At 56.1% G+C, this 26336-nt stretch carries 22 protein-coding genes; 17 read left to right on the top strand and 5 right to left on the bottom strand.

Annotation, left to right across the window (positions count from 1 at the left end; genetic code table 11):
- The first annotated feature begins 122 nt into the window (after positions 1–122).
- The 7 genes from CE168_RS05205 (at position 123) to CE168_RS05180 (ending at position 8243) form a co-directional block, all read left to right on the top strand.
- Positions 123–1379 carry an MFS transporter gene (locus CE168_RS05205; protein WP_099571406.1) on the top strand — a complete coding sequence of 419 codons (1257 nt, stop codon included), beginning with the start codon at positions 123–125 and terminating at the stop codon, positions 1377–1379.
- A 156-nt stretch (positions 1380–1535) separates the two neighbouring features.
- Positions 1536–3089: an alpha-N-arabinofuranosidase gene (locus tag CE168_RS05200; protein ID WP_099571405.1), complete on the top strand. Its 1554-nt coding sequence runs from the start codon at positions 1536–1538 to the stop codon at positions 3087–3089.
- A gap of 7 nt (positions 3090–3096) precedes the next feature.
- Positions 3097–3270 (top strand): hypothetical protein, encoded by a 174-nt coding sequence (locus tag CE168_RS09025; protein WP_236824326.1) that lies wholly within the window; start codon positions 3097–3099, stop codon positions 3268–3270.
- A 222-nt stretch (positions 3271–3492) separates the two neighbouring features.
- Positions 3493–4692, top strand: a complete 1200-nt coding sequence (locus CE168_RS05195) for a glycoside hydrolase family 5 protein (protein WP_180753709.1) — start codon at positions 3493–3495, stop codon at positions 4690–4692.
- Positions 4693–4739: 47 nt separating this feature from the next.
- Complete coding sequence (locus CE168_RS05190; RefSeq protein WP_099571404.1) at positions 4740–5375, top strand: TetR/AcrR family transcriptional regulator; 636 nt, start codon at positions 4740–4742, stop codon at positions 5373–5375.
- A gap of 174 nt (positions 5376–5549) precedes the next feature.
- The gene (locus tag CE168_RS05185) at positions 5550–7892 is read left to right on the top strand and encodes a glycoside hydrolase family 3 N-terminal domain-containing protein (RefSeq protein WP_099571403.1); all 2343 of its coding nucleotides are present in this window, start codon (positions 5550–5552) and stop codon (positions 7890–7892) included.
- 72 nt (positions 7893–7964) lie between these two features.
- Positions 7965–8243 carry a hypothetical protein gene (locus tag CE168_RS05180; RefSeq protein WP_099571402.1) on the top strand — a complete coding sequence of 93 codons (279 nt, stop codon included), beginning with the start codon at positions 7965–7967 and terminating at the stop codon, positions 8241–8243.
- On the opposite strand, the gene CE168_RS05175 is transcribed toward CE168_RS05180, so the two are convergent.
- Positions 8218–9420, bottom strand: coding sequence for a glycerate kinase family protein (locus CE168_RS05175; RefSeq protein ID WP_099571401.1), 1203 nt, complete (start codon positions 9418–9420; stop codon positions 8218–8220). The genes CE168_RS05180 and CE168_RS05175 overlap by 26 nt on opposite strands.
- A 55-nt stretch (positions 9421–9475) precedes the next feature.
- On the bottom strand, positions 9476–10054 hold the full coding sequence (locus tag CE168_RS05170; protein ID WP_099571400.1) for a TetR/AcrR family transcriptional regulator: 579 nt from the start codon (positions 10052–10054) through the stop codon (positions 9476–9478).
- 256 nt (positions 10055–10310) lie between these two features.
- Between CE168_RS05170 and CE168_RS05165 the strand changes: the two genes are divergently transcribed.
- From CE168_RS05165 to CE168_RS05150, 4 genes are all read left to right on the top strand, one after another.
- Positions 10311–12557 carry an exo-alpha-(1->6)-L-arabinopyranosidase gene (locus CE168_RS05165; RefSeq protein ID WP_099571399.1) on the top strand — a complete coding sequence of 749 codons (2247 nt, stop codon included), beginning with the start codon at positions 10311–10313 and terminating at the stop codon, positions 12555–12557.
- Between the two features lie 152 nt (positions 12558–12709).
- Complete coding sequence (locus CE168_RS05160) at positions 12710–13432, top strand: MarR family winged helix-turn-helix transcriptional regulator (RefSeq protein ID WP_065435233.1); 723 nt, start codon at positions 12710–12712, stop codon at positions 13430–13432.
- Between the two features lie 40 nt (positions 13433–13472).
- Entirely contained in the window at positions 13473–15284 is a 1812-nt protein-coding gene (locus CE168_RS05155; RefSeq protein ID WP_099571398.1) for an ABC transporter ATP-binding protein, read from the top strand.
- A gap of 67 nt (positions 15285–15351) precedes the next feature.
- The gene (locus CE168_RS05150) at positions 15352–17355 is read left to right on the top strand and encodes an ABC transporter ATP-binding protein (RefSeq protein ID WP_099571512.1); all 2004 of its coding nucleotides are present in this window, start codon (positions 15352–15354) and stop codon (positions 17353–17355) included.
- Positions 17356–17498: 143 nt separating this feature from the next.
- Here CE168_RS05150 and hxlB read toward each other — a convergent pair whose 3' ends face one another.
- The 3 genes from hxlB to CE168_RS05135 all read right to left on the bottom strand — a co-directional run bounded on the left by hxlB (position 17499) and on the right by CE168_RS05135 (position 19746).
- Entirely contained in the window at positions 17499–18065 is a 567-nt protein-coding gene (gene hxlB, locus CE168_RS05145; RefSeq protein ID WP_099571397.1) for a 6-phospho-3-hexuloisomerase, read from the bottom strand.
- A gap of 92 nt (positions 18066–18157) precedes the next feature.
- Positions 18158–18865 (bottom strand): ribulose phosphate epimerase, encoded by a 708-nt coding sequence (locus CE168_RS05140; RefSeq protein WP_099571396.1) that lies wholly within the window; start codon positions 18863–18865, stop codon positions 18158–18160.
- 128 nt (positions 18866–18993) lie between these two features.
- Positions 18994–19746 carry a DeoR/GlpR family DNA-binding transcription regulator gene (locus CE168_RS05135; RefSeq protein ID WP_099571395.1) on the bottom strand — a complete coding sequence of 251 codons (753 nt, stop codon included), beginning with the start codon at positions 19744–19746 and terminating at the stop codon, positions 18994–18996.
- A gap of 338 nt (positions 19747–20084) precedes the next feature.
- Between CE168_RS05135 and CE168_RS05130 the strand changes: the two genes are divergently transcribed.
- From CE168_RS05130 to CE168_RS05105, 6 genes are all read left to right on the top strand, one after another.
- On the top strand, positions 20085–20774 hold the full coding sequence (locus CE168_RS05130) for a D-lyxose/D-mannose family sugar isomerase (RefSeq protein ID WP_099571394.1): 690 nt from the start codon (positions 20085–20087) through the stop codon (positions 20772–20774).
- Positions 20775–20913: 139 nt separating this feature from the next.
- Positions 20914–21831, top strand: coding sequence for a carbohydrate kinase family protein (locus CE168_RS05125; RefSeq protein WP_099571393.1), 918 nt, complete (start codon positions 20914–20916; stop codon positions 21829–21831).
- 5 nt (positions 21832–21836) lie between these two features.
- Positions 21837–22928: an aldose 1-epimerase family protein gene (locus tag CE168_RS05120; RefSeq protein ID WP_099571392.1), complete on the top strand. Its 1092-nt coding sequence runs from the start codon at positions 21837–21839 to the stop codon at positions 22926–22928.
- A gap of 134 nt (positions 22929–23062) precedes the next feature.
- Positions 23063–24496: a sugar porter family MFS transporter gene (locus CE168_RS05115; protein WP_099571391.1), complete on the top strand. Its 1434-nt coding sequence runs from the start codon at positions 23063–23065 to the stop codon at positions 24494–24496.
- Between the two features lie 189 nt (positions 24497–24685).
- Entirely contained in the window at positions 24686–24832 is a 147-nt protein-coding gene (locus CE168_RS09020; RefSeq protein WP_180753707.1) for a hypothetical protein, read from the top strand.
- Between the two features lie 374 nt (positions 24833–25206).
- Positions 25207–26217: a LacI family DNA-binding transcriptional regulator gene (locus CE168_RS05105; protein WP_099571390.1), complete on the top strand. Its 1011-nt coding sequence runs from the start codon at positions 25207–25209 to the stop codon at positions 26215–26217.
- Positions 26218–26336: the final 119 nt, after the last annotated feature.

Raw genomic sequence — 26336 nt, 5'->3', positions numbered from 1 at the left:
ACGAAGCCGATGAGAGTTGACTTCAGCACAACGCCTCTCTTGCCTGTTGTTTGCATGATCATTGAAGATTCAGCAAAAAACGTAGAGGGCTGACTTTGAAAAAGAAAGATAAGGAGACAAGCATGACTGACGCACGGCCTGCGGAACATGCCAACGAGCTTTCCAAAATCAACAAAACGCGTTTCTGCGTAGCGTTCTTCGTGTTCTCATTCGCATGGATGCTGGCGTTGCAGATCGTTGCTGCAGTGCTGCTGCCGCAGCGTTTGGCTGATATCGCGCCCGACAGCAAAGACGCCATTTTCGGCGTGCTGAATTCGGCCACGGCATTGGCCTCGCTGATTTCCAACCTCGTGGTTGGCAACATGTCTGACCGTACGCGCTCGATCTTCGGACGTCGTACGCCATGGATCGCATCGGGCGGCATTGTTGCGGGCATTTCGCTGTTCCTCATCGGCATTCTGCCGGACGGTGTGAGCATTGGCATCAGCTACTGCATTTCCATGGTCGGTCTGAACATGATGATCGCACCGGTCATCGCATCTCTGTCTGACCGTATTCCTGAAGATATGCGCGGCACCATGTCCGCATTTATCTCTGCAGGTACGTTGTTCGGTTCTGCTCTTGGTCAGATTGTTGGTGCGCAGTTCATCACCCTGCAGCTCCCGGGCTTCATCGTGTCCGGTGTGGCTATGGGTCTTTCCGGTGTGCTTGCCGTGGTCTTCTGGCCGAAGGAAAAGTCCAGCAAGGATATGCCTAAGGAAAAGGTTGATTTCAAGGGTATTATCATGAGCTTCCGTCCGCCGACCAAAGGCGCTCGCGACTTCTGGCTGGCATTTATCGGCCGTTCCCTGCTGCTGTTCAGCTACTACATGATTCTCAACTACCAGCTGTATATTCTGCAGGACTACATTGGTCAAAGTGTTGAAGATTCCGCGGCCACTATTTCCACCATGAGCTTGGTGCTGATGGTTGTCTCCCTGATTTCCGCGCTTTCCGCAGGTCCGATTTCCGACAAAATCGGTCGCCGTAAGATTCCGGTTGTGGCCGCAAGCGTGCTGCTCGCCATCGGTTATGCTCTGCCATGGCTCATGCACAACGCGTTGGGCATGATTCTCTTCTCCGCCATCGGTGGCTTCGGCTACGGCATGTACGGTTCCGTCGATCAGGCGCTCAATGTTGACGTTCTGCCGAATGAAGAAGAGGCCGGGAAAGATCTGGGCATTTTGAACATTGCCACTACTCTCGGTCAGATGGTCGGCCCGATTGTCACCTCCGCCATTGTGGTGGCTACCGGTTCGTACGGACTGGTGTTCCCGGCGGCAATCGTTATGGTGGCGTTCGCCTGTATCTTCATTCTGATGATTAAAAAGGTGAAGTAGCATCGGCGCTTTTCGAAATAACTTGGCCGGAGATTCTTTCATTATCTCTCCTGGAATCTTCGGCCATTTCGCATATATTGTGCGGCACAATAACTACAAGAACCATACGAATTACGAACGTTGCAGATGTGAGCACTACGGCAAAAGGAGCAAACCATGGTTGTCTGCATTGACCCGAACAGTACGATTGGTCGTATCGATCCGAAACTGCATGGCCAATTCATTGAATTCCTTGGCGAATGCATTGATGAAGGTCTATGGGTGGGAGAGGATTCCCCGATCGAAAACGAGCGTGGCTACCGCAAGGCCACATTGGATGCTTTGCGTGCATTGCAGCCGCCGGTTATTCGCTGGCCGGGCGGATGCTATGCGGATACCTACCATTGGCGTGACGGTGTGGGCCCGCAAAGCGAACGTAAAACCACTTTCAATGAGAATTTCGCCACCTATGAGCTGGACGATCACAGCTTCGGCACCGACGAATTCCTGCGTTTGTGTGAAATGCTCGGCGCTGAACCGTGGATCAATATCAACATGCTTTCCGGCACGGTCGCCGAAATGAAGGATTGGATGGAGTACTGCAATCGTGTGCAGCCTACTGATCTTGCCAAGGAACGTGAGGCTAACGGCCATAAGGCACCTTACGGGGTGAAATATTGGGGGATCGGCAACGAAGTGTGGGCTGGCGGCGGTACCATGACTCCGCGGACCTACCTCAATGAATACCGCAGGTTCGCATCCGCCATGCCGAGCTTCACCACCGATGTGTTCGCGCCGACCCCAATGTATGCTATTGCGAGTGGTCCCGACGGCAACAAGCCGCGCGAACGCGTGCAGTGGACCCAGGATTTCTTCCGTGGTCTTGCCGAATATCGTCAGCCGAATATCGACGGCTATGATCTGCACTTCTACAATTGGAATGTGGACAACGATGCCGACACTCCCACCCGGTTCGATGAAGACGGCTGGAATGCGGTGATTGAGGGATGCCTCGAACTTGAAGATATTCTGCGTGATCAGTGGCGTTTGATGAATGACGGCCTGGCGCTTATTCATGAGCCGGAGGTGGCTATGGATTCCAAGCTCGCGCATGTCGATCTAATCATCGGAGAATGGGGCAATTGGCACAAGACCGCATTCTTCGCACGCCCTGCGCTCAAGCAGCAGGTGACCATGCGTGACGCCATCACCACCGCGCTTACGTTGGATCTGCTGCAGCGTAATTGCGACAAGGTGACCATGGCGTGTAACGCGCAGACCATCAATGTGCTTAACTCACTGATCTTGACTGAAGGCGATCGGACCATCCTTACGCCTAACTACGATGTGTTCATGATGTATAAGGCGCATCGTGGCATGACCGCACTTGATGTGGCGCGTAACGATTCCGAGGATTCTGCCGTGTATACGTTTGCGTCACGTAATGAGGATGGCACGCAGCTGCTGATTAATCTCACCAATGCGCATATGAACGATGGTGCCGAAGTGCGGCTGCATTTGCCGTGCGGCGCTCAGGTTGATTCGATGGAAACGCTTGCTTCCGAAGATCCGCATGATTGCAACACGGTGGAACATTCGGATCTGGTGCGCACTCATGCCGTGGATGTGGATAGTGCCGTGAGCGTGCACGAATCCGCCGGCGGCGCCGAGCTGACGGTAACGTTGCCCGCTGCCTCGGTGAGTGCCTTGCACGTAACGATTCAGCGATAAGCAGTAATTGTCTCTCCGGCTGCAGGTTGCCTCTTTCTTCCCGCAAGAAAGAGGCTTTTTTCTTGGCGAATTCACCGGCACCATGGTCGGCATCGCCGTCACCGACGCCGCTCTGCACGAGAAGACTGCCGACTTCGACTTCTTCGACTACGAGGCGGACGAGACGAAGCCCGTCGACTGATCCCGCCCGGTCGGCCACCACGATCATTCAACGACCCTGATCCGGCCGTGATCCGATTCCGAGCGGCCGCGTGGCCGCTCGCGGGGCGCATACAATGAACCAAGGAACGTTGCGAATGACGCGCGGTTCCTTGGCCCATTGGGCCGAATGGGTTTTGCCATGGGTTGTGATGGGCGGAAACGAAAAGTCGGGCAACCCCCGAACGTAAGGGCGGTGAGACGCATGGTGCTAGGCATCGACGAGCGAATCGACGGCGTGAACCTCGGCAACTGGCTGGTGCTAGAGAAATGGATGGATCCGGAACCGTTTACCCGCAGCGCCGAAGACGATGAAATCTGGATGCACCGCACGCACGTATCCCTCTGGTCCGAACGGAATCTAGCCGAGGAACTGCGCCGGCACCGTGAAACCTACATCACCCTGGAGGATTTCCGTATTATCGTCGGTCACGGAATCAACCTCGTACGCATTCCCATACCGTATTTCATCTTCGGCGACTGGCCCGGGCATCCGGGCTGCATTACGTACCTCGACCGCGCGTTCCGTTGGGCGCGGGAGACGGGATTGAAGATTATGATTGACCTGCATACCGTTCCCGAATCGCAGAACGGTTTCGACAACGGTGGTCTGACGGGTGTGTGCAAATGGGCGCAGAATACGGACTTGGTGGAGTACACGCTGAACGTGCTGGAGCGATTGGCTCGCCGATACCGCGACGAACCGGCCCTGCACAGCATCGAAGTACTCAACGAACCAGTGAGCTGGTCAGTGTTCCATAGCACGTCGAACACGGCGAAAGACTCTCATGAGGCTTCCGGTAGCACGCATGTCTCACTGCGGTTTCTGAAGCGCTTCTACCGCGACGCTTACGCCCGGTTGCGCGCCGTGCTACGTCCGGAAACCGTGATCGTATTCCATGACGGTTTCCGACTACTCCGCTGGGGCGGTTGGTTTCGTCGTGCTGGCATGCACAACGTCATGCTCGACACCCATCAGTATCTCATCGCGATGGAGGATCCGCTGTTTTCGGGACCGGCACGCCGGCTGTACCTGCGATCGCGACGACTGCCATGGCTGTACCGGATGCTGGTGGGCGCGAGTAGCATCGCCATCCGTTCGGCGGCCCGTCGTATTCCCGTGCTGGTGGGCGAGTGGTGCGTGGAGAATCAGTGGGCCCTACACAGCCAAAACCGATCGGCTGCATACCGCCAAGTGTCACGATTGCAACGCGCGGCATGGGACATGTCGGCGGGGCAGATCTATTGGAGCTACCAGCTTGCGCGCTCCGCGAAACCGGGCAGTGGCGAAGGGAAACCACCGCGGGATCCTCGCAACGGCGGCAATCTTGAGGCGTGGGATCTGACTCGCGTATGGCGTCATGGATGGATTCTGGCAGATACCTCTCACGATGACGTGCCATAGGCAGTCAATCAACGGCAATCGACGCAAGGTGCATTAGACTCGGAATCATGGCAGAGGAAGAGACTTCGAAACGTATCCGAAAATCACCGCAGGAGCGGCGTGAGGAAGTGCTGGATGCTGCGGTTCAGCTGATCAGTGAGCGTGGGTTCAATGGCATTTCCATCCAGGACGTGGCCGACAGGGTCGGCATTTCCAAACAAGGCGTGCTGCGATACGTCGACAACAAAGACAAAATGCTGGCGCTGGTATATGACGAATATTACGGGCAGACCGGCACGCCGGAGGACTTCTTCTCTTCGGGCATGCCGGGCAGCGACCCGTCTGCGCCGCATTTTCCCGCGTATCTGCGCTACCTGGTGAAACACAACTCACGCCGCCGCATGATGGCGCAGTTGTTTACCGTGCTTTCTGCGGAATCGTTGAATCCTGAACATCCGTTGCATGATGAATTCACTGCTCGTATGGACGATATTTGGGAGAACTATTCGCAATATCCTTGGCTGATTCCTCCGCAATTGGGTTCATGGAAGTCGAGCATGCGACCGGTGGTGCGTAAGGCCATGGAAATCATGGATGGTGTGCAATTATGGTGGTTGCGCGAGCCTGAAGTTGATTTATGCAAAGAGTGGGCTCAGATGGAAAACATGCTGTTTCCATCCCCGTTGTGGGATGCATATCGTTGATTTTGAATACTTGTTGAGATTAGCATTGCATGCGCGTGCGAAAAGGCGAGGGTCTGATGGTCTATCGCCTTTTGCGTTGACAGGGTTATGTCGAGTTGCGGATGTGCATATGATATACTAAACTACCAATTGGTAATTAAAGAAAATCGCTTCAATGAGGAAAGTGAGCAATCCATGACCGAAACCACTGAAAATACTGTAAATCTGCCCTATAGGAATCCGGAACTTCCTACTGAGGAACGCATCGCCGATCTGCTTGGTCGAATGACCCTTGAGGAAAAAGTCGGACAGATGATGCAGCTTGACGCGCGAAGCGGCGATTTGGACGATCTGATCGTCAACAAGCATGTTGGTTCCATTCTGCACACCTCGCCGTCCGATCTGCCGAAAGCCGTGGAAACGGTGAACGCCAAAACCCGTCTCGGCATTCCGCTGGTGATCGGCGACGACTGCATCCACGGCTATTCCTTCTGGCCGGGAGCCACCATTTTCCCGGAACAGCTAGGCATGGCAACCACGTGGGATTCCGAAAAGGTACAGGCCGCGGGCCGTGCCACCGCCGAGGAAGTGTCAGCCACCGGCGTGCATTGGACGTTCTCCCCGGTGCTGTGCATCGCGCGAGACACCCGTTGGGGCCGCGTGGGCGAAACCTTTGGCGAAGATCCGTACCTGATTGGCGAAATGGCATCGTCCATTGTCAAGGGCTATCAAGGTGGATCCAAGGCGGGCGAGCCGCTCGCCAAAGACGCGATCCTCGCATGCGCCAAGCATTTCGCAGGCTATTCCGAAACACAGGGAGGGCGTGACGCTTCCGAAGCCGACCTGAGCCACCGCAAGCTGGAATCCTGGTTCCTGCCGCCATTCGAACGCGTAGCCAAGGAAGGCTGTGGCACCTTCATGCTCGGCTACGAATCCATCGAAGGTGTGCCGGTCACCTTCAACAAGTGGCTGCTTTCCGACAAACTGCGTGGCGCTTGGAACTATCAGGGCACGCTCATCACCGACTGGGACAACGTCGGCCGTTCCGTGTGGGAGCAGAAGGTCAAGCCTGACTATGTGCAGGCTGCTGCCGATGCGGTCAAGTCCGGCAACGACTTGGTGATGACCACGCCAAAGTTCTACGAGGGTGCGATCGAAGCAGTGAAGACCGGTCTGCTTGACGAATCGTTGATCGATGCCGCCGTGGCTCGTATTCTCGCACTGAAGTTCCGTCTTGGACTGTTCGAAGATCCACGCTTGCCCGACCAGAAGCGTATCGATGCAGTGATCGGTTCCGAAGAGCATCAGCAGCTCAACCTTGAAGTGGCTCGCGAAGCCGTGGCATTGCTGAAGAACGACGGTTCACTGCCGTTCAACGTGGCCGGTGCGAAGCGTATCGCGGTCGTTGGTCCGCTCGCCGATGACGCCCAGACCCAGCTGGGCGACTGGGCAGGCAGCTCCGGCCAGATCAACTGGATGCCTGACGGCCACCCGCGTGAAATGATCACCACCGTGCTTGATGGTTTCAAGCAGCTCGCTCCGGAAGGTTGCGAGGTCGTGTACTCTCGCGGTGCCAACATCGTGGATTTGGTGCCCGATCCGGAAGGCGAGTTCTATCCGGATGGACAGCCTCGCCCGAAGATCGGTGTTTCCGCCAAGATTGATCGCGCACTGCTTGACGAAGCCGTGGAAAACGCACGCAAAAGCGACCTGATCGTGGCCGTGGTGGGCGATGTGATCCAGGCCATTGGCGAAGGCTGCTCCACCGCCACGCTTGAACTGCTCGGCGGACAGAATGCACTGATCGATGCACTGTCGAACGTGGCTCGCGAAACCGGCAAGCCGTTCGTGGTGGTGCTCGTCAGCTCCAAGCCGCAAGTGCTGCCGGCATCCGTGATCGGCACCAACGGCGTGATTGTTGACGAAACTCCAGCCGAAGGTACTTCGGCTCTGCTGTGGGCTCCAAGCCCGGGCATGAAGGGCGGCCAGGCCATCGCCGAAATCATTCTCGGCGAAACCGAACCGAGCGGACGCCTGCCGATCACCTTCCCGCGTCACGCAGGACAGCTGCCGGTCTACTACAACCAGATTCGAGGCCAGCACGGCAACCGTTACGCCGACCTCACGCAGAATCCGGCATTCGCATTCGGCGAGGGTCTGAGCTACACCACGTTCGAATACGGAGATCCGACCATCACCAACGTTCCGGAATCCGGCATATTCGCCGAAACCGACACCGTGCATGCCGAAATCACCCTCACCAATACTGGCGATCGCAAGGGCACGGAAGTAGTGCAGCTCTACATCGGCGACATCGTGACCTCCTACAGCTGGACTGATCGTGAACTCAAAGCATTCCAGCGCGTGGAACTCGAACCAGGCAAAAGTAAGACCGTTGCCTTCGACATTCCGGTTTCCGATTGCACCATCGTCGATTCGGAAGCTAACCGAATCGTCGAACCGGGCGAATTCGAAGTGCTTATCGGCCATTCCAGCCGTCGCGAACACTTGAAGCGCACCACCTTCACCGTCGCGTAAAAGCGAAACGAAATAAGCCGTGTCGCAGAACCTAATAATCGACACGCTAGTCTGATGTGAGCCGCCTACGAAATGCCGATCGTGGGCGGCTCACATGAATGGACCATTGCCGTGGCATACGCGTTGTTTATGGCCGCTTCCGGATTCGTACTGGTGTCTGATCAGACGCATGCGTTGAACCAGTTGCCATCGTCGATGAACGCCGACTGTTCCGCGGTGATGAACGCCATACAGCAGCTTGCCGGCGCGATTGTGCTTGCCACTGGCGGTTATACGGCTTTGTTCCCGATCGCTGTGGTTGCGGTGCTACTGGGCACGGTGTTCATCATGCTGATTCGCAAGGTGAAGTAGCTGCAGGTACTGCAGTAGCCGAAGTAACGCGCAGTGTGCCGGCGATTGCGGCACACGTAATCTCGACATTGCGTTCCGTGTTGGCGATCAGCGTCGCAAGATCCGCCGGCCCGGGCGCAATGCCGAACGTTGCGACGATGCCGGTCTCGCTCAACGCTTCGATGATGTGTGGATCGCGGGTTACCGTTCCGCCAATGGCAATAGTTGGTTTTCCTTGCGATTGCGCCAGTTTCGCAATGCCACTCGGCACTTTGCCGTACGGTGTTTGACTGTCGATGGAACCTTCGCCGGTGATGATGACGTCGGCCCATGCACATGCTTCTCGACCATGCGCAAGATCGAGCACAAGTTCGATTCCCGGCCGTACTGTTGTATTGAACAGGCCGAGCATCCCGCCGCCGGTACCGCCTGCGGCGCCTGTACCGGGAATGCGCTCAATATCGCGGCCATTGTATTGCATGATCGCGTGTGCGAGATTCGCAAGTCCCTGATCGAGGAGTTCGACCTGTGCTGTGTTCGCGCCTTTTTGCGGAGCGAACACATGCGCAGCACCTTCCGGTCCGGTCAAAGGATTGGTGACATCGCAGGCGAGAACAATCGGAACATTTTTTACAAAATCGGGAACTTCCGAATCGTCAATCCTCTCCAAATCAACAAGAGAACCGCCACCAAGCGGAATATCATGACCTGCCGTATCAAGAAAACGAAATCCAAGCGCGCGAGCCAATCCCGTGCCACCATCCGTAGTGGCACTGCCACCCAAACCAAGCACAATACGATTCGCGCCAGCGTCAATCGCAGCACGAATCAGCAAGCCGGTGCCGAACGTGGAAGCAGACAACGCATTGCGGTCGGCGGGGGAGACCCGTTCAAGTCCGCTTGCCGAAGCCAACTCGACTACGGCGGTGCGGAGAATACAAGAAGCATGATTATTGCCAAGAAAGCCAAACTGAGCGGTAATCGGGCGGCCGATCGCATCAACTGTCTCAACATTGTGCAACGTGCCGGTGGTGGCATGAACCAAGGCTTGCGTTAATCCTTCGCCGCCATCGGAAAGAGGCATGAGCCGGCATTCCGCCTGCGGATTGCCACGCTTAATGCCGCGAGCCATCGCCTGTGCGATTGCTTCAGCCGAAGCGGCTTCCTTGAACGAGTCCGGTGCCAGCAGAATCCGCATACATGCCTCCTTTTACGTCTGCATCTATACATTAATGCAGTGCCGGGGCAGAGGCTTAGCGGTAACCCTCCCACATGGGCAGGGGGAACAGGGCGTCTTCGCATTCCGCCCACATGGAGTTCAGATCCTGGCCGGGCGTGCGCAGCCAACGCAGCTGCACGCCGTCCATCATGGCGAATCCCGCATTAAGCAGCCGACGCGTATCAACACCTTCGGGCACTTGCCAACGGATGTTGAGTGCGGTGTCGGCATTATGCAGTTCGTGGTTGGCGAAGTACTCGTGTGCAGGGTGGTTCGGGTCGATCGCTTCGGCGCTCAACGTGGAAAACATGTGCACCTGAAGCGGTCTGCGTGCGTTCACCGCCACGATTCTGCGCCACATGTCGGCGATCAACGGTCGTGGCTCACGTACCATGTCGGTAAGAATGTCTTCCGTTTCGGAATCGTAGACTTCGTCCAGCGCGGCTGTGAGCAGTCCTTCCTTACTGCCGACATAATGCAGTACGCCAGCCTTGGTGAGTCCTACGCGATCGGCGATTTTCTGCAGGGAAGTGCCGTAATAGCCGAGCGTTCCAAACAGTTCGACGGCCGCATTGAGAATCTCCGCCCTTCGGTCGACTTCTTCGTTGGCCATGATGATTCCCTCTCTTGCCCTTCATTGATGGCGATTCATGTGCGCTGCAATGCTTATGAATCGTCATTTCTCTCAAGTTGTAAATACTGCAGTTACTTTACGGTCGGTTAATTGATTTTTCAAAGAAGATTGGCGTGTTGCGGTGTTGGTTTTGATAAAGTACCTACCAACCGGTTAGTAGAGATTTCGGGGTTGAGGTCTCATGCAGATCGGTTAACCGATACGAACTCAAGAAAACGATGCGAAAGAGGAACGTATGAGCGAAAAAACCTATCCTTCCATCAATGATCTGACGCTTGAAGAGAAGGCATCCCTGACTTCCGGCGGCGACGCCTGGCATCTGCAGGGCGTTGAAGCCAAGGGCATTCCCGGCTACATGATCACCGACGGCCCCCACGGCCTGCGCAAGTCCAATTCGGCCACCACCGGCGAAGTCGACCTGAACAACTGCGTGCCTGCCACCTGCTTTCCGCCGGCGGCTGGTCTGTCCAGCTCCTGGAATCCGGAACTCATCCACCAGGTTGGCGAAGCCATGGCCGAAGAGTGCATTCAGGAGAAGGTCGCCGTAATCCTCGGCCCGGGCGTGAACATCAAGCGCAACCCGCTTGGCGGCCGTTGCTTCGAATACTGGTCCGAAGACCCGTACCTGGCGGGTCATGAAGCCATCGGCATCGTCGCCGGCGTGCAATCCAAGGGCGTGGGCACTTCGCTCAAGCATTTCGCCGCCAACAATCAGGAAACCGATCGTCTGCGCATCAGCGCCAACATCTCCCAGCGTGCGCTGCGCGAAATCTACTTCCCGGCGTTCGAGCACATCGTCAAGGAAGCCCAGCCGTGGACCATCATGTGCGCATACAACTGCATCAACGGCGTGCATGCCGCCCAGGACCACTGGCTGCTCACCGACGTGCTGCGCGACGAATGGGGTTTCCAAGGCATCGTCATGAGCGACTGGGGCGCCGACCACGACCGCGTCGCATCCCTCAACGCGGGCCTCAACCTCGAAATGCCGCCAAGCTACACCGACGACCAAATCGTGTATGCGGCACGCGACGGTCGCATCCAGCCGGCACAGCTCGACCGCATGGCACAAGGCATGATCGACCTGGTCAACAAGACGCGCGCAGCCATGAGCATCGAAAACTATCGTTTCGACATCGAAGCTCACGACGAAGTCGCCCACCGGGCCGCCATCGAATCCATGGTGCTGCTCAAGAACGATGATGCCATCCTTCCGATCGCCGGCGATGCCAAGGTCACGGTCATCGGCGAATTCGCACGCACTCCGCGCTACCAGGGCGGCGGCTCCTCGCACATCACCCCAACCAAGATGACCAGCTTCCTCGACACCCTCACCGAACGCGGCGTGGACGCCAAGTTCGCCCCAGGCTTCACCCTCGACCTCGAACCGGCCGATCCGGCACTCGAAGCCGAAGCCGTCGACGCTGCCAAGGGCGCCGACGTGGTGCTCATGTTCCTGGGGCTCCCCGAAGCAGCCGAATCCGAAGGCTTCGACCGTGAGACCCTCGACATGCCGGCCAAGCAGATCGCACTGCTCGAAGCCGTCGCAGCCGAAAACAAGAACGTTGTGGTCGTACTCTCCAACGGCTCCGTCGTCACCGTGGCACCGTGGGCCAAGAACGCCAAGGGCATCCTCGAATCCTGGCTGCTCGGCCAGTCCGGCGGTCCGGCGCTCGCTGACGTGCTGTTCGGCAAGGTGAGCCCGTCCGGCAAGCTCGCGCAGACCATTCCGTTCGACATCAACGACGATCCGAGCACCATCAACTGGCCGGGCGAAGAGGGGCATGTCGACTACGGCGAAGGCGTGTTCGTGGGCTACCGCTATTACGACACCTACAACAAGGCCGTCGACTACCCGTTCGGATTCGGCCTGAGCTACGCCACGTTCGAAGTGAGCGACGTGAAGGCTGTCAAGACCGGTGCCTGTACCGCATCCGTCAGCGCAGTGGTCAAGAACACCTCGAACGTTGACGCCGCCGAAACCGTGCAGGTGTACGTGGCTCCTGGCAAGGCCGACGTAGTTCGTCCGAAACACGAGCTTAAGGGCTTCAAGAAGGTATTCCTCAAGGCTGGCGAATCCGCAGAAGTCTCCTTCGAGCTCGACGATCGCGCCTTTGCCTACTGGTCTGAGAGGTTCAATGACTGGCACGTGGAGAGCGGCGAATACACCATCGAGGTCGGCACGTCCAGCCGTGACATCGCCGGTTCCGCGGTGGTGGAGCTCGACGGCGACGGCAAGGCCCAGCCGCTCACCGAATGGTCCAACTTCATGGAATGGCGTAAGGATCCGCTCGGTTCCAAGGTGCTTGAAATCCTGCGTGCCGAGGGCGAAGCCGGCCGCATGCCGGTGGTGCCCGACAACGACATGACCCGCCTGTTCCTCGATTCCATGCCGATCAACAGCATGTCGGTGCTGATGGGCGCCGATGGCAAGCAGATCTTCGAATACATGCTTGAGAAGTACGCTGAACTCACCAAGTAGTTTCGTAGGATTCAAGGCTTAAGGCCGAGGGATTCGATCCGTTAACGCTGAACCGGTGCGGATCTGATTCCTCGGCCTTTTTGTCGCGGACGATGAGATGCGCGACACGCTGATCGTTGCATGTACAACAGTTGTATATGCAACGGTTTAGCATGTGTGGTGTGACAGAAGTGACGAATGAACAATACAAGGAACCGTCAGGTTCACGACTTGCCGAAGTCTGGGAAAGTGGCCTGACCAAGCCTCCCAGCGTGGCCATTCGCTCGCTGCACAACGTGGTCAACCGGTATTTGCGCGTCACCCGTCCCGAAGAGGCGGAAGACGTCAGCAACGGCAACGTTGACATCATCGTGTACTTGGCAAGACATGATAACGAGGAGATCTTCCCTCAAGACATCGAGCAACGTTTCGGCGTGACCCGATCCACATCATGCCGAGTGTTGGGACTGATGGAGCAGAAGGGGCTGATCGCCCGCGAGTCGGTGAAGCGTGACGCACGTCTGAAAAAGATCGTATTGACGGACAAATCGAGGCATATTGCCGAAGTGCTGCACGACAATGCGAAAAACATGGAACGAATCCTGTTGGAAGGTCTTGATGACGACCAGATCCGCCAATTCATGCACATGCTTGACGTCATGCAGACGAATCTGGTGAAAACAGGTTTGATCGGAGACGAAAGCCGATATTCAAGCTTGGAAATACAGGAACAGGATTTTGGCGAATCGCAGGTTTCGCAAAAGCCGCAGGTTTCGCAAGAATCGCAAGAATCATGCGATGGGCGGAATCCGCATAATCGCGATTCTCATGATGAATACGTTTCGCGCATACTGCGAATGTCGCAGGAAATGGCGATCGCAAACAACCTCAGGTAACACACGCAAGCAAGTAAGTACGAAAAAGAAAGGACAAGGAGTGACAGCGGCAAACGCAACGACGTCCACAACGTCAAAACCAAAGCAACACGTCATTCGCACACTGGGCAAATCCCTGCGCGAATACAAAAAAGCCAGCCTGCTCTCCCCGGTATTCGTAGCCGTGGAAAGCGTGCTGGAAATCCTTATTCCGACCGTCATGGCATCGCTGATTGATGAGGGCATCAGCGGTGGCAGCATGCCGGCGATTTTGAAATTCGGCTTGATTCTGCTGATTTGTTCGGCGGTTTCGCTGACATCCGGCTTTTTGGCCGGAAAGTTCTCGGCCATTGCGGGCGCAGGATTCGCCAAAAACCTGCGTCACGACCAGTTTGAGAAGGTGCAGGGCTACAGCTTCACCAATATCGACCGTTTCTCCACCGGTTCGATCATCACGCGACTGACCACTGATGTGACCAACCTGCAGAACGCATATTCAATGATCATCCGCATGGGTGTGCGCGCTCCGATCATGGTGATTGTGGCGTGGATCTTCTCCTTCCGCATCAGCCCATCCATCTCTTTGGTGTTTCTCGCCTGCATTCCGGTGCTTGCCATCGGCTTGTGCGGCTTGGCGGTGCTGGTGCATCCGGTGTTCGAGCGTGTGTTCCACACGTACGACAAGCTCAACAACGTGGTCGACGAGAACCTGCAGGGCATCCGCGTGGTCAAGTCCTACAATCGCGAACAACACGAAACCGAAAAGTTCAACCGCATTTCGCAGCGCATTTTCAAGGACTTTACAAAAGCCGAACGCATTATGAGCTTCAACAATCCGCTCATGATGCTGTGCGTGTACGTGTCCATGCTGCTTATCGCATGGATGGGCGCCCAGCAGATCGTGGCGTCCGGCAACAATGCGGCCCTTGGATTGACCGCCGGCGATCTGACCGCACTGGTCACTTACGCCATGCAGATTCTCATGGCCATGATGATGCTGTCCATGATTTTCGTGATGTGCATTATTTCGCAGGCCTCCGCCGAACGCATCTGCCAGGTGCTGAACGAGGAAAGCACGGTTACGAATCCGGAAAATCCGGTTATGGAAGTGAAGAATGGTGAGATTGATTTCGACCATGTCACCTTCCGTTATTCCGCCACTTCCGAAAAGCCGGTGCTTGACGATATTGACTTGAAGATTCGTTCCGGTATGACCGTCGGCATCGTCGGCGGCACCGGTTCCGCAAAGTCCAGTTTGGTGCAGCTTGTGCCACGTTTGTATGACGTGACCGAAGGCTCGCTGAAGGTCGGCGGCGTGGATGTGCGCGATTACGATTTGGAAGTATTGCGTGATCAGGTTGCCATGGTGTTGCAGAAGAACGTGCTGTTCTCCGGAACTATCGTCGAAAACCTGCGTTGGGGCAATCCGAACGCCACTGATGAAGAGATTCGTCACGCATGCCAGCTTGCGCAGGCCGATGGCTTCATTCAGGAATTCCCCGACAAGTACGATACGTACATCGAACAGGGCGGTACCAACGTTTCCGGTGGTCAACGCCAGCGTTTGTGCATTGCGCGTGCGTTGCTGAAAAAGCCGAAGATCCTTATTCTCGACGATTCCACGTCCGCGGTCGACACCAAAACCGATCAGCTGATTCGCGCCGCATTCCATCATGAGATTCCCGACACCACGAAGATCATCATCGCCCAGCGTGTGGCCTCCGTGCAGGAATCCGACATGATTCTCGTCATGGATCATGGCCGCATCATGGCGGCCGGCACGCATGACGAACTGCTGGAAACCTGCGACGAATATCGCTCCATTTACGAATCGCAAACCAAGAATCAGGCTCAGCCTGAGGAGCTGCAGTGAGAGGAGGGCAAAAATGACTGAACAAACTTCCGCATTGGAATCCAAAGACAACAACAACGCGGCCGGCATGCAGCAATCGCACGGCAAGCCGCCGATGCAGAAAGCCGCGCCTGGCACCACCAAGCGTATCTTCGGTTACATTTTCCAATACAAGTGGCGTGTGGCACTTGTGGTGGTGTGCATTCTCGTCGGTGCCGCGGCCCAGGCCGGATCGTCGCTGTTCCTACAGTCGCTGGTCGATACGTACATTCTGCCGATGGTTGGTGCCACCAATCCTGATTGGATGCCGTTGCTGCGCGCGTTGACGCTTATGGCATGCCTGTATGTGGCTGGTATTTTCTGCAGCTGGCTGTGGCAGTGGGTTATCGTCACTGTGGAGCAGGGCACGTTGAAGAAGATTCGCGACGACATGTTCGCCCATCAGCAGACCCTGCCGATCCGCTACTTCGACACCAACGAACACGGCGACATTATGAGCCGTTACACCAACGACACCGACACGTTGCGTCAGGCCATCAGCCAATCGTTCCCGCAAATGTTCTCGTCTGCGGTGTCTGCGCTCGCCGCGCTCGTGTCGATGCTGTGGCTGTCGGTGCCTGTCACCATTTTCGTGCTCGCATTCACCGTGATCCTGTTTGTGGTGGTACGCAAGGTTGTTTCCCGCTCCGGACGTTACTTCGTCAAGCAGCAGATCGCCATCGGCGATGTGAACGCATTCGTGGAAGAAGCTGTCAACGGCCAGAAGGTCATCAAGGTCTTCAACCACGAAGACGCCACCCAAACCACTTTCGACAAGAAGAACGAAGAACTTTTCGAAGCTTCCGCCGAAGCGAACACGTGGGGCAATGTGACCATGCCGATCGTAGGCAACATGGGCTACCTGCTGTACATTCTGCTGGCTATTTTCGGCGGATTTGCAGCGATTTCTGGACTGGGCAACTTCGGATTGTCCGGTGCTGGCCCGCTCACCTTGGGTACGCTGATCTCGCTGTTGACGTTGTCTCGTTCCTTTGTGAACCCGCTTGGCCAGGTGTCCATGCAGTTCAACATGGTGATGATGGCGCTCGCCGGTGCTTCCCGCATTTTCGCGCTTATGGACGAGCAGCCGGAGGACGACGGCGGTTCCGTGACCTTGGTGAATGTGGAACTCGGCGAAGACGGTCGCACCATGACCGAAGTTGACCATGAAACCGGTCACTGGGCGTGGAAGCGCGAGGAGGGCGATGATGGTACCCGTTCGCTCAAGGCCGCGCAATCCTTGAGCCCGCGTGCCGCCGAAGTGGCCATGAAGGCCCGTGAAACCGCCATCACTTCGCCGGACGGTCGCCTCACCCTCCTGCAGGGCGATGTGCGCTTCACCGACGTGAACTTCGGCTATAACCCCGACAAGCCGGTGTTGCACGACATCACCTGGTTCGCCAAGCCCGGACAGAAGATCGCATTGGTGGGCGCAACCGGTGCTGGCAAAACCACCGTCACCAATCTGATCAACCGTTTCTACGACATTCAGGACGGCATGATCCTGTACGACGGCATTTCCGTCAAAGGCATTCGCAAGCCGGATTTGCGCCGTTCTCTGGGCGTGGTGCTGCAGGACGTGAACCTGTTCACCGGCACGGTGATGGACAACATCCGCTACGGTCGCCTCGACGCCACCGACGAGGAGTGCATTGCTGCCGCGAAGCTTACGAACGCTGACGGCTTCATCCGTATGCTGCCCAACGGCTACCAGACCGTGCTTGAAGGCGATGGTTCCGGTCTGTCGCAAGGCCAGCGTCAGCTGATCTCCATCGCACGCGCCGCCGTAGCCGATCCTCCGGCCATGATCCTCGATGAGGCAACTTCGTCCATCGACACCCGTACCGAGGAAGTGGTGCAGGCCGGTATGGACAACCTCATGAAGGGTCGCACCGTGTTCGTGATCGCACACCGCCTGTCCACCGTGCGCAATTCCGACGTGATCATGGTGCTCGACCATGGCCGCATCATCGAACGCGGCTCGCATGACGAGCTCATCGCGCAAAAGGGCGAATACTACCAGCTCTACACAGGTGCCGTAGAACTCGAATAGCGAAAAAGCGATAGTGCGAATAGCGTAAAGCGCATATCAACATAAGAAAAGCCTGTAATCCCATGAAATGAATCTCCCCGGGATTACAGGCTTTCTTTATCTTATTTTTTCAGTAGATTCGCGATATTTTTGGGAGAGCGAAACTACTCGAGATTCGCGTGGAACTCCCATAGGGAATCAAGGTCGATGTCCTGCTTGCGCACCAAGCTCATGGCGATTGCGTCGCCGACCAGCAGCAGCGACTGTTCGAACAGGCTGGTCATCGGCTGTTCGCTCGGCTTGGTGCCGCTGCCAGGCTTGCCGGCCGCCGGTACATGCACGAACAGGTCGGTGTACTGCTTCATAGGGCAGTCCTCAACAATGCCGATTCGTGCCACTTTCGCGCCGAACGACTTCGCCTTGCCAGCAATGAACAGCGGAAAACCGGTTTTGCCGGAACCGGAGCCAACGATTAGCAGATCCTTGTCGCAGATGGCCGGCTCGGTAATCTGCCCCACCATCACGGTGTCGATGCTCAGGTGTGCCAAACGCTTGGCAATCGCCTCCAGCGCGAGCTCCACGCGCCCGACGCCCACGAAAAAGACCTTACGTGCGCCGGTGATCAGGTCAACCAATTCGTCGATCTGATTTTCATCGACATTGCTGAGCACGTCGGAGAGCTCGTTGATGATGATCTGTTCGCATTCACGGAATGAAGTTGCGGTAGTCATGTCAGTATTCCTATGTTTGATATGTATTCGATTCGATGGCGATTGATGGTTGATAGAGAAGCTGCTGTTGTATGGGGTATTGCGCGTACGCTTCAGCGCACACGAACGCGCTCGCCGGTGGATTCCTCGTACGCCTGCATGGTCATGTGCCACGCCTCCTCGATATTGGGGGAGCGCTTGAAAATACCGGTATTGCCAAGCACGAACGTGTCTGCGCCGACTTCGCGCATGCGTTTGAAGTTCTTTTCGTTGCAGGATCCGTCGATTTGGATTTCGTAGTTGAGTCCGTGCGCGTCTCGGAATTGCGCAAGTCGTTCGATTTTCTTCAGGGTTTCGGGGATCAGCGGTTCTCCGGAATAGCCGATTTCCACGGTCATGACGGTCACGAGGTCGATGCGTTCCAGCAGATTCTCCATTTCGGAGAATGAGGTGAGCGGATTGACCGCAATGCCGGCTCCACAGCCGTTTTCGCGAATGATGCGCAGGGTTCGGAAGGCGTGTGCTCCCAACGATTCGACGTGTGGGGTCAGCATGGTAGCGCCCGCAGCTACCAACTGGTCGATCCAATGGTCGATGTCGGTGACCATCATGTGCACTTCCTTGCGTAGTGCGCAGATCGGCATCATTTGTTCGATCCAGGTGGTGCATAGGCCCATGCTGGGGGAGAAGTGGCCGTCCATGATGTCGATGTGGTAGGAATCGGCGAGGTTGTTGAGTACTTCGACCTGTGTGGCTGGATTGCGGAAGTCGCTGCAGTACAGCGAAATAGCGAAATGCGGATCGCTAAATGGCGCGGTCATGGGAATGCTCCTTGGTTGTGGGAGGGCGACTCGTCAAGCGTTGACGAAAGCCTGTTTTTGGGTGTGTTTGCCTAAGGTGCGGTGGTTGCACGCATCTTGAGGGGGGTGTTGTATTCGGGTTGCGGAAATCAGTTGATGCTATGCAGTGCGATTCCCGCTGCGACGAGTGCGTCGGCGCACTCGGGTGTGCCTTCCGTCACGATGACGTCCAGCGCGTTGCAGTCAGCGATTTTGTATGTGGAAACATGGCCGAATTTCTCCGGTGTGATCAGGCTCATCACTTTGGTGCCGGCTTTGATGAGGGCCCGCTTGGTTTCGGCGGATTCCAGATATGGTGTGGTGATGCCATATTCCGGATCGATGGACGATACGCCAAGCAGCACCAGATCGCAGTGGAGTCCCTGCAGCATGGCCAGCGCGGCGGATCCGACGGTTTCCTTCGACTTGTGGTGAATCACTCCGGTGAGCATGTTCACTTCGACGCCGTCATAGTCGGACATCCATAATGCCACGGCCGGACTGTTGGTGATGATCGTACCGGTGTAGTCACGAGGAAAGGCCTGCGCCGTCAGATAATTGGTGGAACCTCCGTCGATGAAGATCACACGGTTTTCGGTGATTTCATCCATTGCGGCCGCTGCCAATCTCATTTTGACGTCTTTGCCGAGGTCGACGCGATTTTCGAATCGGCTGAGCTCGGTATCGGGCTTCATGGCACCTCCGTGCACGCGTTGTACCAAGCCTCGGTCATCGAGTTCCTGAAGATCCTTGCGTAAAGTCGCTTCGGTTACACCGAGTTCTTTGGCGTAGTCGGTGACGACGACACGACCGTTGGCTTCGATCTTTTTCAGGATCTGTTCCTGGCGTTCGGCCTTCATCATCTTCGGTTCTCCTTATGACGGTGCGCTGGTTGCCGCGCGTGATTGCGGTATCTGTTTTCATCATAGCAATCGCTTTTTCGTTTCTTTTCGTTATGGAGGAAATTTCATTTGCGAATCCTTTCGTTTTGTGTTGACAACTATCGTAACCTTGTGTTATGTTGTTGTCAACAAGCAAAACGAAAGAAATCGCAAGTAAAACGAAATTAATCGAAATGCTTGAGATTGAAGGTCGACACGCCGAAAGCATGTTGGTCATCAACCGAACAGAACCAACGGAAAATAGCAAATAGCAATACAGACGCGTAAACGTCGTAGTTTATGACAAAGGAGTTTTCGCCATGAAGCGTTCTGAAGTCAATGCAGTCATCAAGCAGTTCGAAGCTTTGCTTGACCAGTACAAGTTCCGTATTCCGCCGTACCTGAGCTTCACTCCGGAAGAATGGGCCGAGAAGGGCCACGAATGGGATGAGGTTCGCGACAACGCTTTGGGTTGGGACATCACCGATTACGGCGAGGACGACTTCGAACACAAGGGTCTGGCGCTGATCACTCTGCGCAACGGCAATGTGAAGGATCCGAAATATACTAAGGTGTATGCCGAGAAGATCATGATGAGCATGCCCGGCCAGGTTTCCCCGATGCACTTCCACTGGAACAAGATGGAGGACATCATCGTGCGCGGCGGTGGCACCGCGGTATTCCACCTGTACAACGCCGATCCGGAAACCGAGGAGAAGCTCGACACCCCGGTGCTCGTGTGCCGTGACGGCCGTCGTTATTATGTGCCTGCAGGAGAGCCGATCGAGCTTAACGAAGGCGAATCGCTGACGTTCTACCCGTACACCTACCACGAGTATTACATCAAGGAAGATTCCGTTCCGACTTTGGTCGGCGAAGTCTCCATGTGCAACGACGACAACACCGACAATCGCTTTTATGCTCCGCTTGGACGTTTCCCGAAGATCGAGGAAGACGAGCCGGCCTACCGTCTGCTGTGCAACGAATATCCGGCAGCCAAAGAAGACTGAGCGCATCTAAGCGTAACGATAAAACGCAAAACAAAACGTTTCTCAACAATCATCATCACAACTTGCCGGGGTGCGGCTTCTCTCCGCCGCACCCTTGGTCTCCTATACCCTAAAACACTTTTTCGTACAAGGAACAACCATGAATGCGAAAATCTCCAACGGGGATTCCAAATCCGTGCTCACTATGGGCGAGCTGCTGTGGGACATGCTCCCCACGGGCAAGAAGCCTGGCGGGGCGCCGGCCAACTTCGTCTATCATGCCGCGCAAAACGGTGTGAAAGCAACGGCGATCACCGCCGTTGGGGATGACGAGCTCGGCCATGAACTCGTGCAGCTGCTCGCCGATCGCGGTGTGAACGTCGCAGCTCAAGTCAACGATTATGAAACCGGAGTCACCGCGGTCACCCTTGATGGCAACGGCATTCCTTCCTATGATGTGGTGCGTGACCGTGCGTGGGATCATATCGCTTTCACCGACGAGGTGAAAGGGCTGGTCGAGCAGTCTGACGCCATTTGCTACGGAAGTATCGCGGCCCGCGAACCTCACGGCACCCGAGACGCCATATATGCGATGATCGACGCAGCCGGTAGCGATACCGTACGTTTCTTCGACATCAACATCCGCAGCGGATTCACCGATCGTGACGTGCTCGAACGTTTGCTCGACGGTGCCACGATCCTCAAAATCAACGATGAGGAACTGCCGATTGTCGCGAAACTCTTCGGCCTTCCCGAACCTGATTTCACCATGCCGACGCAAGTCGAAAGCATGAAAGCGGTCAAGGAACGATTCAATCTGGATGTGGTGATTCTTACCGCTGGTGACGCTTATAGCGCGGTTATGGGTGACGATACCACGTCGATTCTCCCCACGCCGAAAGTGGACATCGCCGACACCGTTGGCGCAGGCGATTCGTTCTCCGGAGCGTTCTTGGCATACCTGCTGCGCGGATATAGTCTGCGTGCCGCCCATGAGCGTGCGGTGAAGGTTTCCGCGTTTGTATGCACCCAGGAGGGCGCATGGCCGCAGTACCCGGACGAGCTGAAGGAGGAGTAGGCATCATGTCCGATCAACGCAAGGTTGCAGCCGAACGCAGCAACGTGCTCGCCCATGTAGGCAGTATGCAGCAAGCCGCCTATGTTCGCCCGATCGAATATCAGGAGGGCCGCACCCACGGTCTGAAGGCCGTGGAGGTCAAAAACGGGCTGCTGCGCTTCGTATCCATGGCCGACAAAGCGCTCGACGTGGCACTGTTCGAATACAAAGGCGAAAATCTCACGTTCCTCTCCAAGCCGGGGCTCAACGGCCGTAACCAGTTCGATACCAATGGACAGGAAGCGTTGCGTTCCATTATGGGAGGCCTGTTCTTCACATGCGGATTCGAAAACATCTGCGGACCGTACGAGACTCCGGAAGATTCGCAATATCCGGCTGGCAGCTATCCGATGCACGGCAGGATCCGCACCACGCCGGCCGAGCATGTCGGCTCCGATGCCTATTGGGACGGCGATGACTACATTCTCGAAGTGCATGGCGAAATGCGCGAGGCGGAACTGTTCGGCGAGAACATGGTGTTGCGCCGCCGCATCCGTTCCGTCTATGGCACGCCGTCCATCACGGTGGAGGATGAAGTCACCAACGAATCCTTCCGCGAGGAGCCGCTGATGTGGATGTACCACTGCAATTTCGGCTGGCCCTTGCTGGCCGAAGGCGCCGAAGTGGTGATTCCCAGCAGGAACGTTACGCCGCGTGACGATACCACCGCTGCCGACACCACCGCGTGGAACGAGATTGGCGCTCCGGAAGATAACAAGCCGGAAAGCGTGTACATTCACGATTTGGCCGCCGACGAGCAGGGCAACAGTTTTGCCGCCGTGATCAACCGCGAACTTGGCTTGGGTGTGGTCATCGACTTCAATGTGGCTGATTTCCCGCATTTCATGGAATGGAAATCCATGGGATCGGGCGACTACGTGGTCGGGCTCGAACCCTCCAATTCCAAGGTGTACGGTCGAGGCTGGCATGAGGAACGCGGCAATCTGCACATGCTTGCCTCGCAGTCTGCGGAACGTAAAACCGTTACGTTCACCGTGCTCGATGGCGTGGAGGCCATTGACGCACTCATTGCCCGCAGGGAAACCCTGCTGAGGTAAGTCACGAATTTGCCGGTTCGGAAGTTTTTCGAATCTCTCTTCGTTCATGTTTTTCTCCAACCTGAACTTCGGATTTTCCGAATCGGCTTTTTATCTGCATTACAAACTCCAACTTCAAGGAAGAAGGGATAATCATGTCTTCTGCAATTTCAAGCGCAGCCGGTACGCCTCTTGACGAGCGTACCATCAAGACCCGTAAGAACCTGTGCCGTAAGCTTGCTTTGATCGCAGCTCTTGGTGGTCTGCTCTACGGCTACGATTCGGCGGTGATCAACGGAGCGACCAACGCCATCAAAACCGAATTCGCCACGGGTGACGCACTGCTTGGTTTGGCTGTGGGGTCGGCGTTGATTTCCGGCGGCATCGGCGCTCTGCTTGCGGGGCGTATTTCCGACAAAATCGGTCGTGTGCCGATGATGAAGATCGCGGCGGTGCTGTTTCTGATTTGCAGCATCGGTTGTGCCATTGTTCCCAATATTGTGGTGCTGGTCGCATTCCGTATTATCGGTGGTTTCGCGGCAGGTGTCGCGGCCATGGTCGCGCCGGTGTATATCGCTGAAATCGCGCCGACCGACGAGCGAGGCGTGCTTGGAGCATTCCAGCAGCTCGGCATCGTCGTGGGTATTTTCATCTCACTGCTGGTCAACGCGCTTCTGGTGCATATTTCCGGTGGCGCCAGCGTATTCATGGGTCCGCTCGAAACGTGGCAGTGGATGTTCCTGTGCATGGGCATCCCATCGATCGTTTACTTCCTGCTGGCCATGACCATCCCTGAATCTCCACGCTACTTGGTTGCCCAACATCGAGACGAGCAGGCCGCAGCCATTTTGGAACGCATCAGCGTTGACCCAACTCCGATTTCCGATCAGATTGGCCGCATCCGCTACTCCATCGGCATCGACCACAAGCCGTCGTTCCGTGACCTGGTCACCCCGCTTGGCCGTTTGAAGCCAGTCGTGTGGGTTGCCATCGGATTCATGATTCTCAACCAGTTCACCGGCATCAACGTCATCTTCTACTATTCGAACACGCTGTGGGGTGCGGTCGGCTTCACTGAAAAAGACTCCTTCACCATCACCGCCATCACATCGCTGATCAACATCGCAGCCACCATCGGCGGCACCTTCCTGGTTGATCGCGTTGGCCGCCGCCCAATGTTGCTCGCCGGATCCATCGGCATGGTCGTGGCCCAAGGTGGTTTGGCGGTGCTGTTCGGTACCGCTCCGATGGGGAACGGCGCTCCTTCGCTCGGCGCGGTCACCGGCCCTCTCGCCCTTGTGTTCGCCAACGCGTTTGTGGTGGCGTTCGGCCTGACTTGGGGCACGGTTTCTTGGGGCATGCTTGCCGAAATGTTCCCGAACTCCATGCGTTCCGCCGGCATGTCGGTGGGTACTGCAGTGCAATACACTTCCAACTTCATCGTTACCGTCAGCTTCCCGGTTCTGCTTGGCATCAACGTTGGCTTGGTGTATGGCCTGTTCGCCTTCTTCGCACTGGTTTCCTTCTTCTTCGTGCTCAAGTTCGTCAAGGAAACGAAGGGCGTCGCTTTGGAGGATATGGAAGGCTGATCGAAGTCTCACGCTACACGCCGCCCGGGTTTCGTTTGTTCAGATGTGCTCCTCACCGTCCTGCAGTTTGTGCCACTGCTGCAGTGTGGATTCCGTGCGCTTGCGGAACACTCAGATGAAATGGCTTGCCGACGTAAAAACCACGGGCGCAGGCCGCTTCGCTCGCGGTTGACGCGGTGTCTGTAGCAGGTGTACCGCCTGTCCACCGTGCGCAATTCCGACGTGATCATGGTGCTCGACCATGGCCGTATCATCGAACGCGGCTCGCATGACGAGCTCATCGCGCAGAAGGGCGAGTACTACCAGCTCTACACAGGTGCCGTAGAACTCGAATAATCTAATAGTCTCCTGAATTGGAGCGATGCGAGCACGCGCTAGCGTTCTACACTAGCCGCGCTTCGATCCCTGTCGGCTGATACCGCCCTTATGGCCGGTGGCTTTGAACGGCACGGATCCTCTGGAAAATCCCTTGCTTTGAAATTGCGATTTTGAAGCAAGGGATTTCTTATTGTCTTTGCCATGCATGGTATTCGGCTGCGGCCAGCCCGCCTTCCGTGAAGGCGGTTCCGTCATACGTTCATGAGACTGCTGCATGAGCAGCGATTATAATTGGCTTGCGTAATCGTTGCATAAATCTCGCTTGGTTTGTCGTTATGTCAATAATAGGTTATCCTTTCATGGGTAAACGATTTACTAAATTGGAGAGAGACATGGCGACGATTAAAGAGATTGCGCAACGTACCGGGTTTTCTCAGGCTACGGTGTCTCGACTTCTGAACGGGGATCCCACCCTATCGGTGCGTGAAGAGACTCGTCGCAAGATCATTCAGGCGAGCGAGGACCTCGGCTATAGCGTGCAGACCAAGCGCATCGTCATCCCTCATGAGGTTGCATTGCTTGACAATGAAAAGTCCGACGAGGCGTTGCGGGACTCCTATTTCACCGATTTGCGTTCAGCGCTCGAACGCAATGCGGAACAGCAACGCATGGAAATGACGGTGTTCCACAATCTCGACGATATGATCGCTCGCAGTTCCAAATTCGACGGGTTCATGGCGATCGGTGCCGACCAGATCAGCGAGGAAGGCTTGGAGCGGCTGCATAGGGCCATGCCGTATGGCGTGTTCATTGACGTGAATCCGGCGCCGAATCTGTTCGATTCCGTGCAGCCTGATTTGCAGCAGACCATGCATGATGCGGTCGCGGCCTGTGCTGCCAAGGGCATGAAGCGCGTTGGATTCATCGGAGGCGAGGGCTGCCTGATGAACTTTTATGAGGTCGATGAGGAGAATCGCGCCACATATTTCCGTCGTGAGGCAAGGCGTTTCGGTATTCAATCCGACGGATTGGTGTATTCCGACGGCTTGTTCACCGTGAGCAACGGCCGTGCGTTGGGGGAGCAATTCGTGCGCGATCATAATGGCGTGCTGCCTGATGCCGTGATCGTAGCTGCCGATGTGATTGCGGTTGGCGTGCTGCAGGCGTTCAATGCGGTTGGCGTGCTGGTGCCGCGCGATATCAGCGTGATCAGCATTAACAATCAAACGATTTCGCAGTTGACCTCGCCGCCGTTGAGCACATTCTCCATCGATCAGAACGAGCTTGCGCGCGTGGCGACGCTGATGTTGGGTGATGCCATTTCCAGCAAACGCACGATTCGTCAGCATGCGTACCTGTCGACGTCGCTGGTGGTGCGCGATAGTTTTGTGCCGGCAAAATAGCGGTTATTTCTTTACTTCTGTATAGTAATCGGGCTATTTCCAGATTGGCTTGGTTTCGTTTCGACGTGGAAGCTTTTGCATATCGTAAATATCGATTTTGGTAAAAGCTGCCACAAGAT

The sequence above is a fragment of the Bifidobacterium sp. N5G01 genome, assembly GCF_002742425.1.
GTDB classification, from domain to species: Bacteria; Actinomycetota; Actinomycetes; order Actinomycetales; family Bifidobacteriaceae; genus Bifidobacterium; species Bifidobacterium hominis.
Note: the sequence above shows the minus strand (reverse complement) of the source record. Positions and strands in the feature narration are given on the sequence as shown.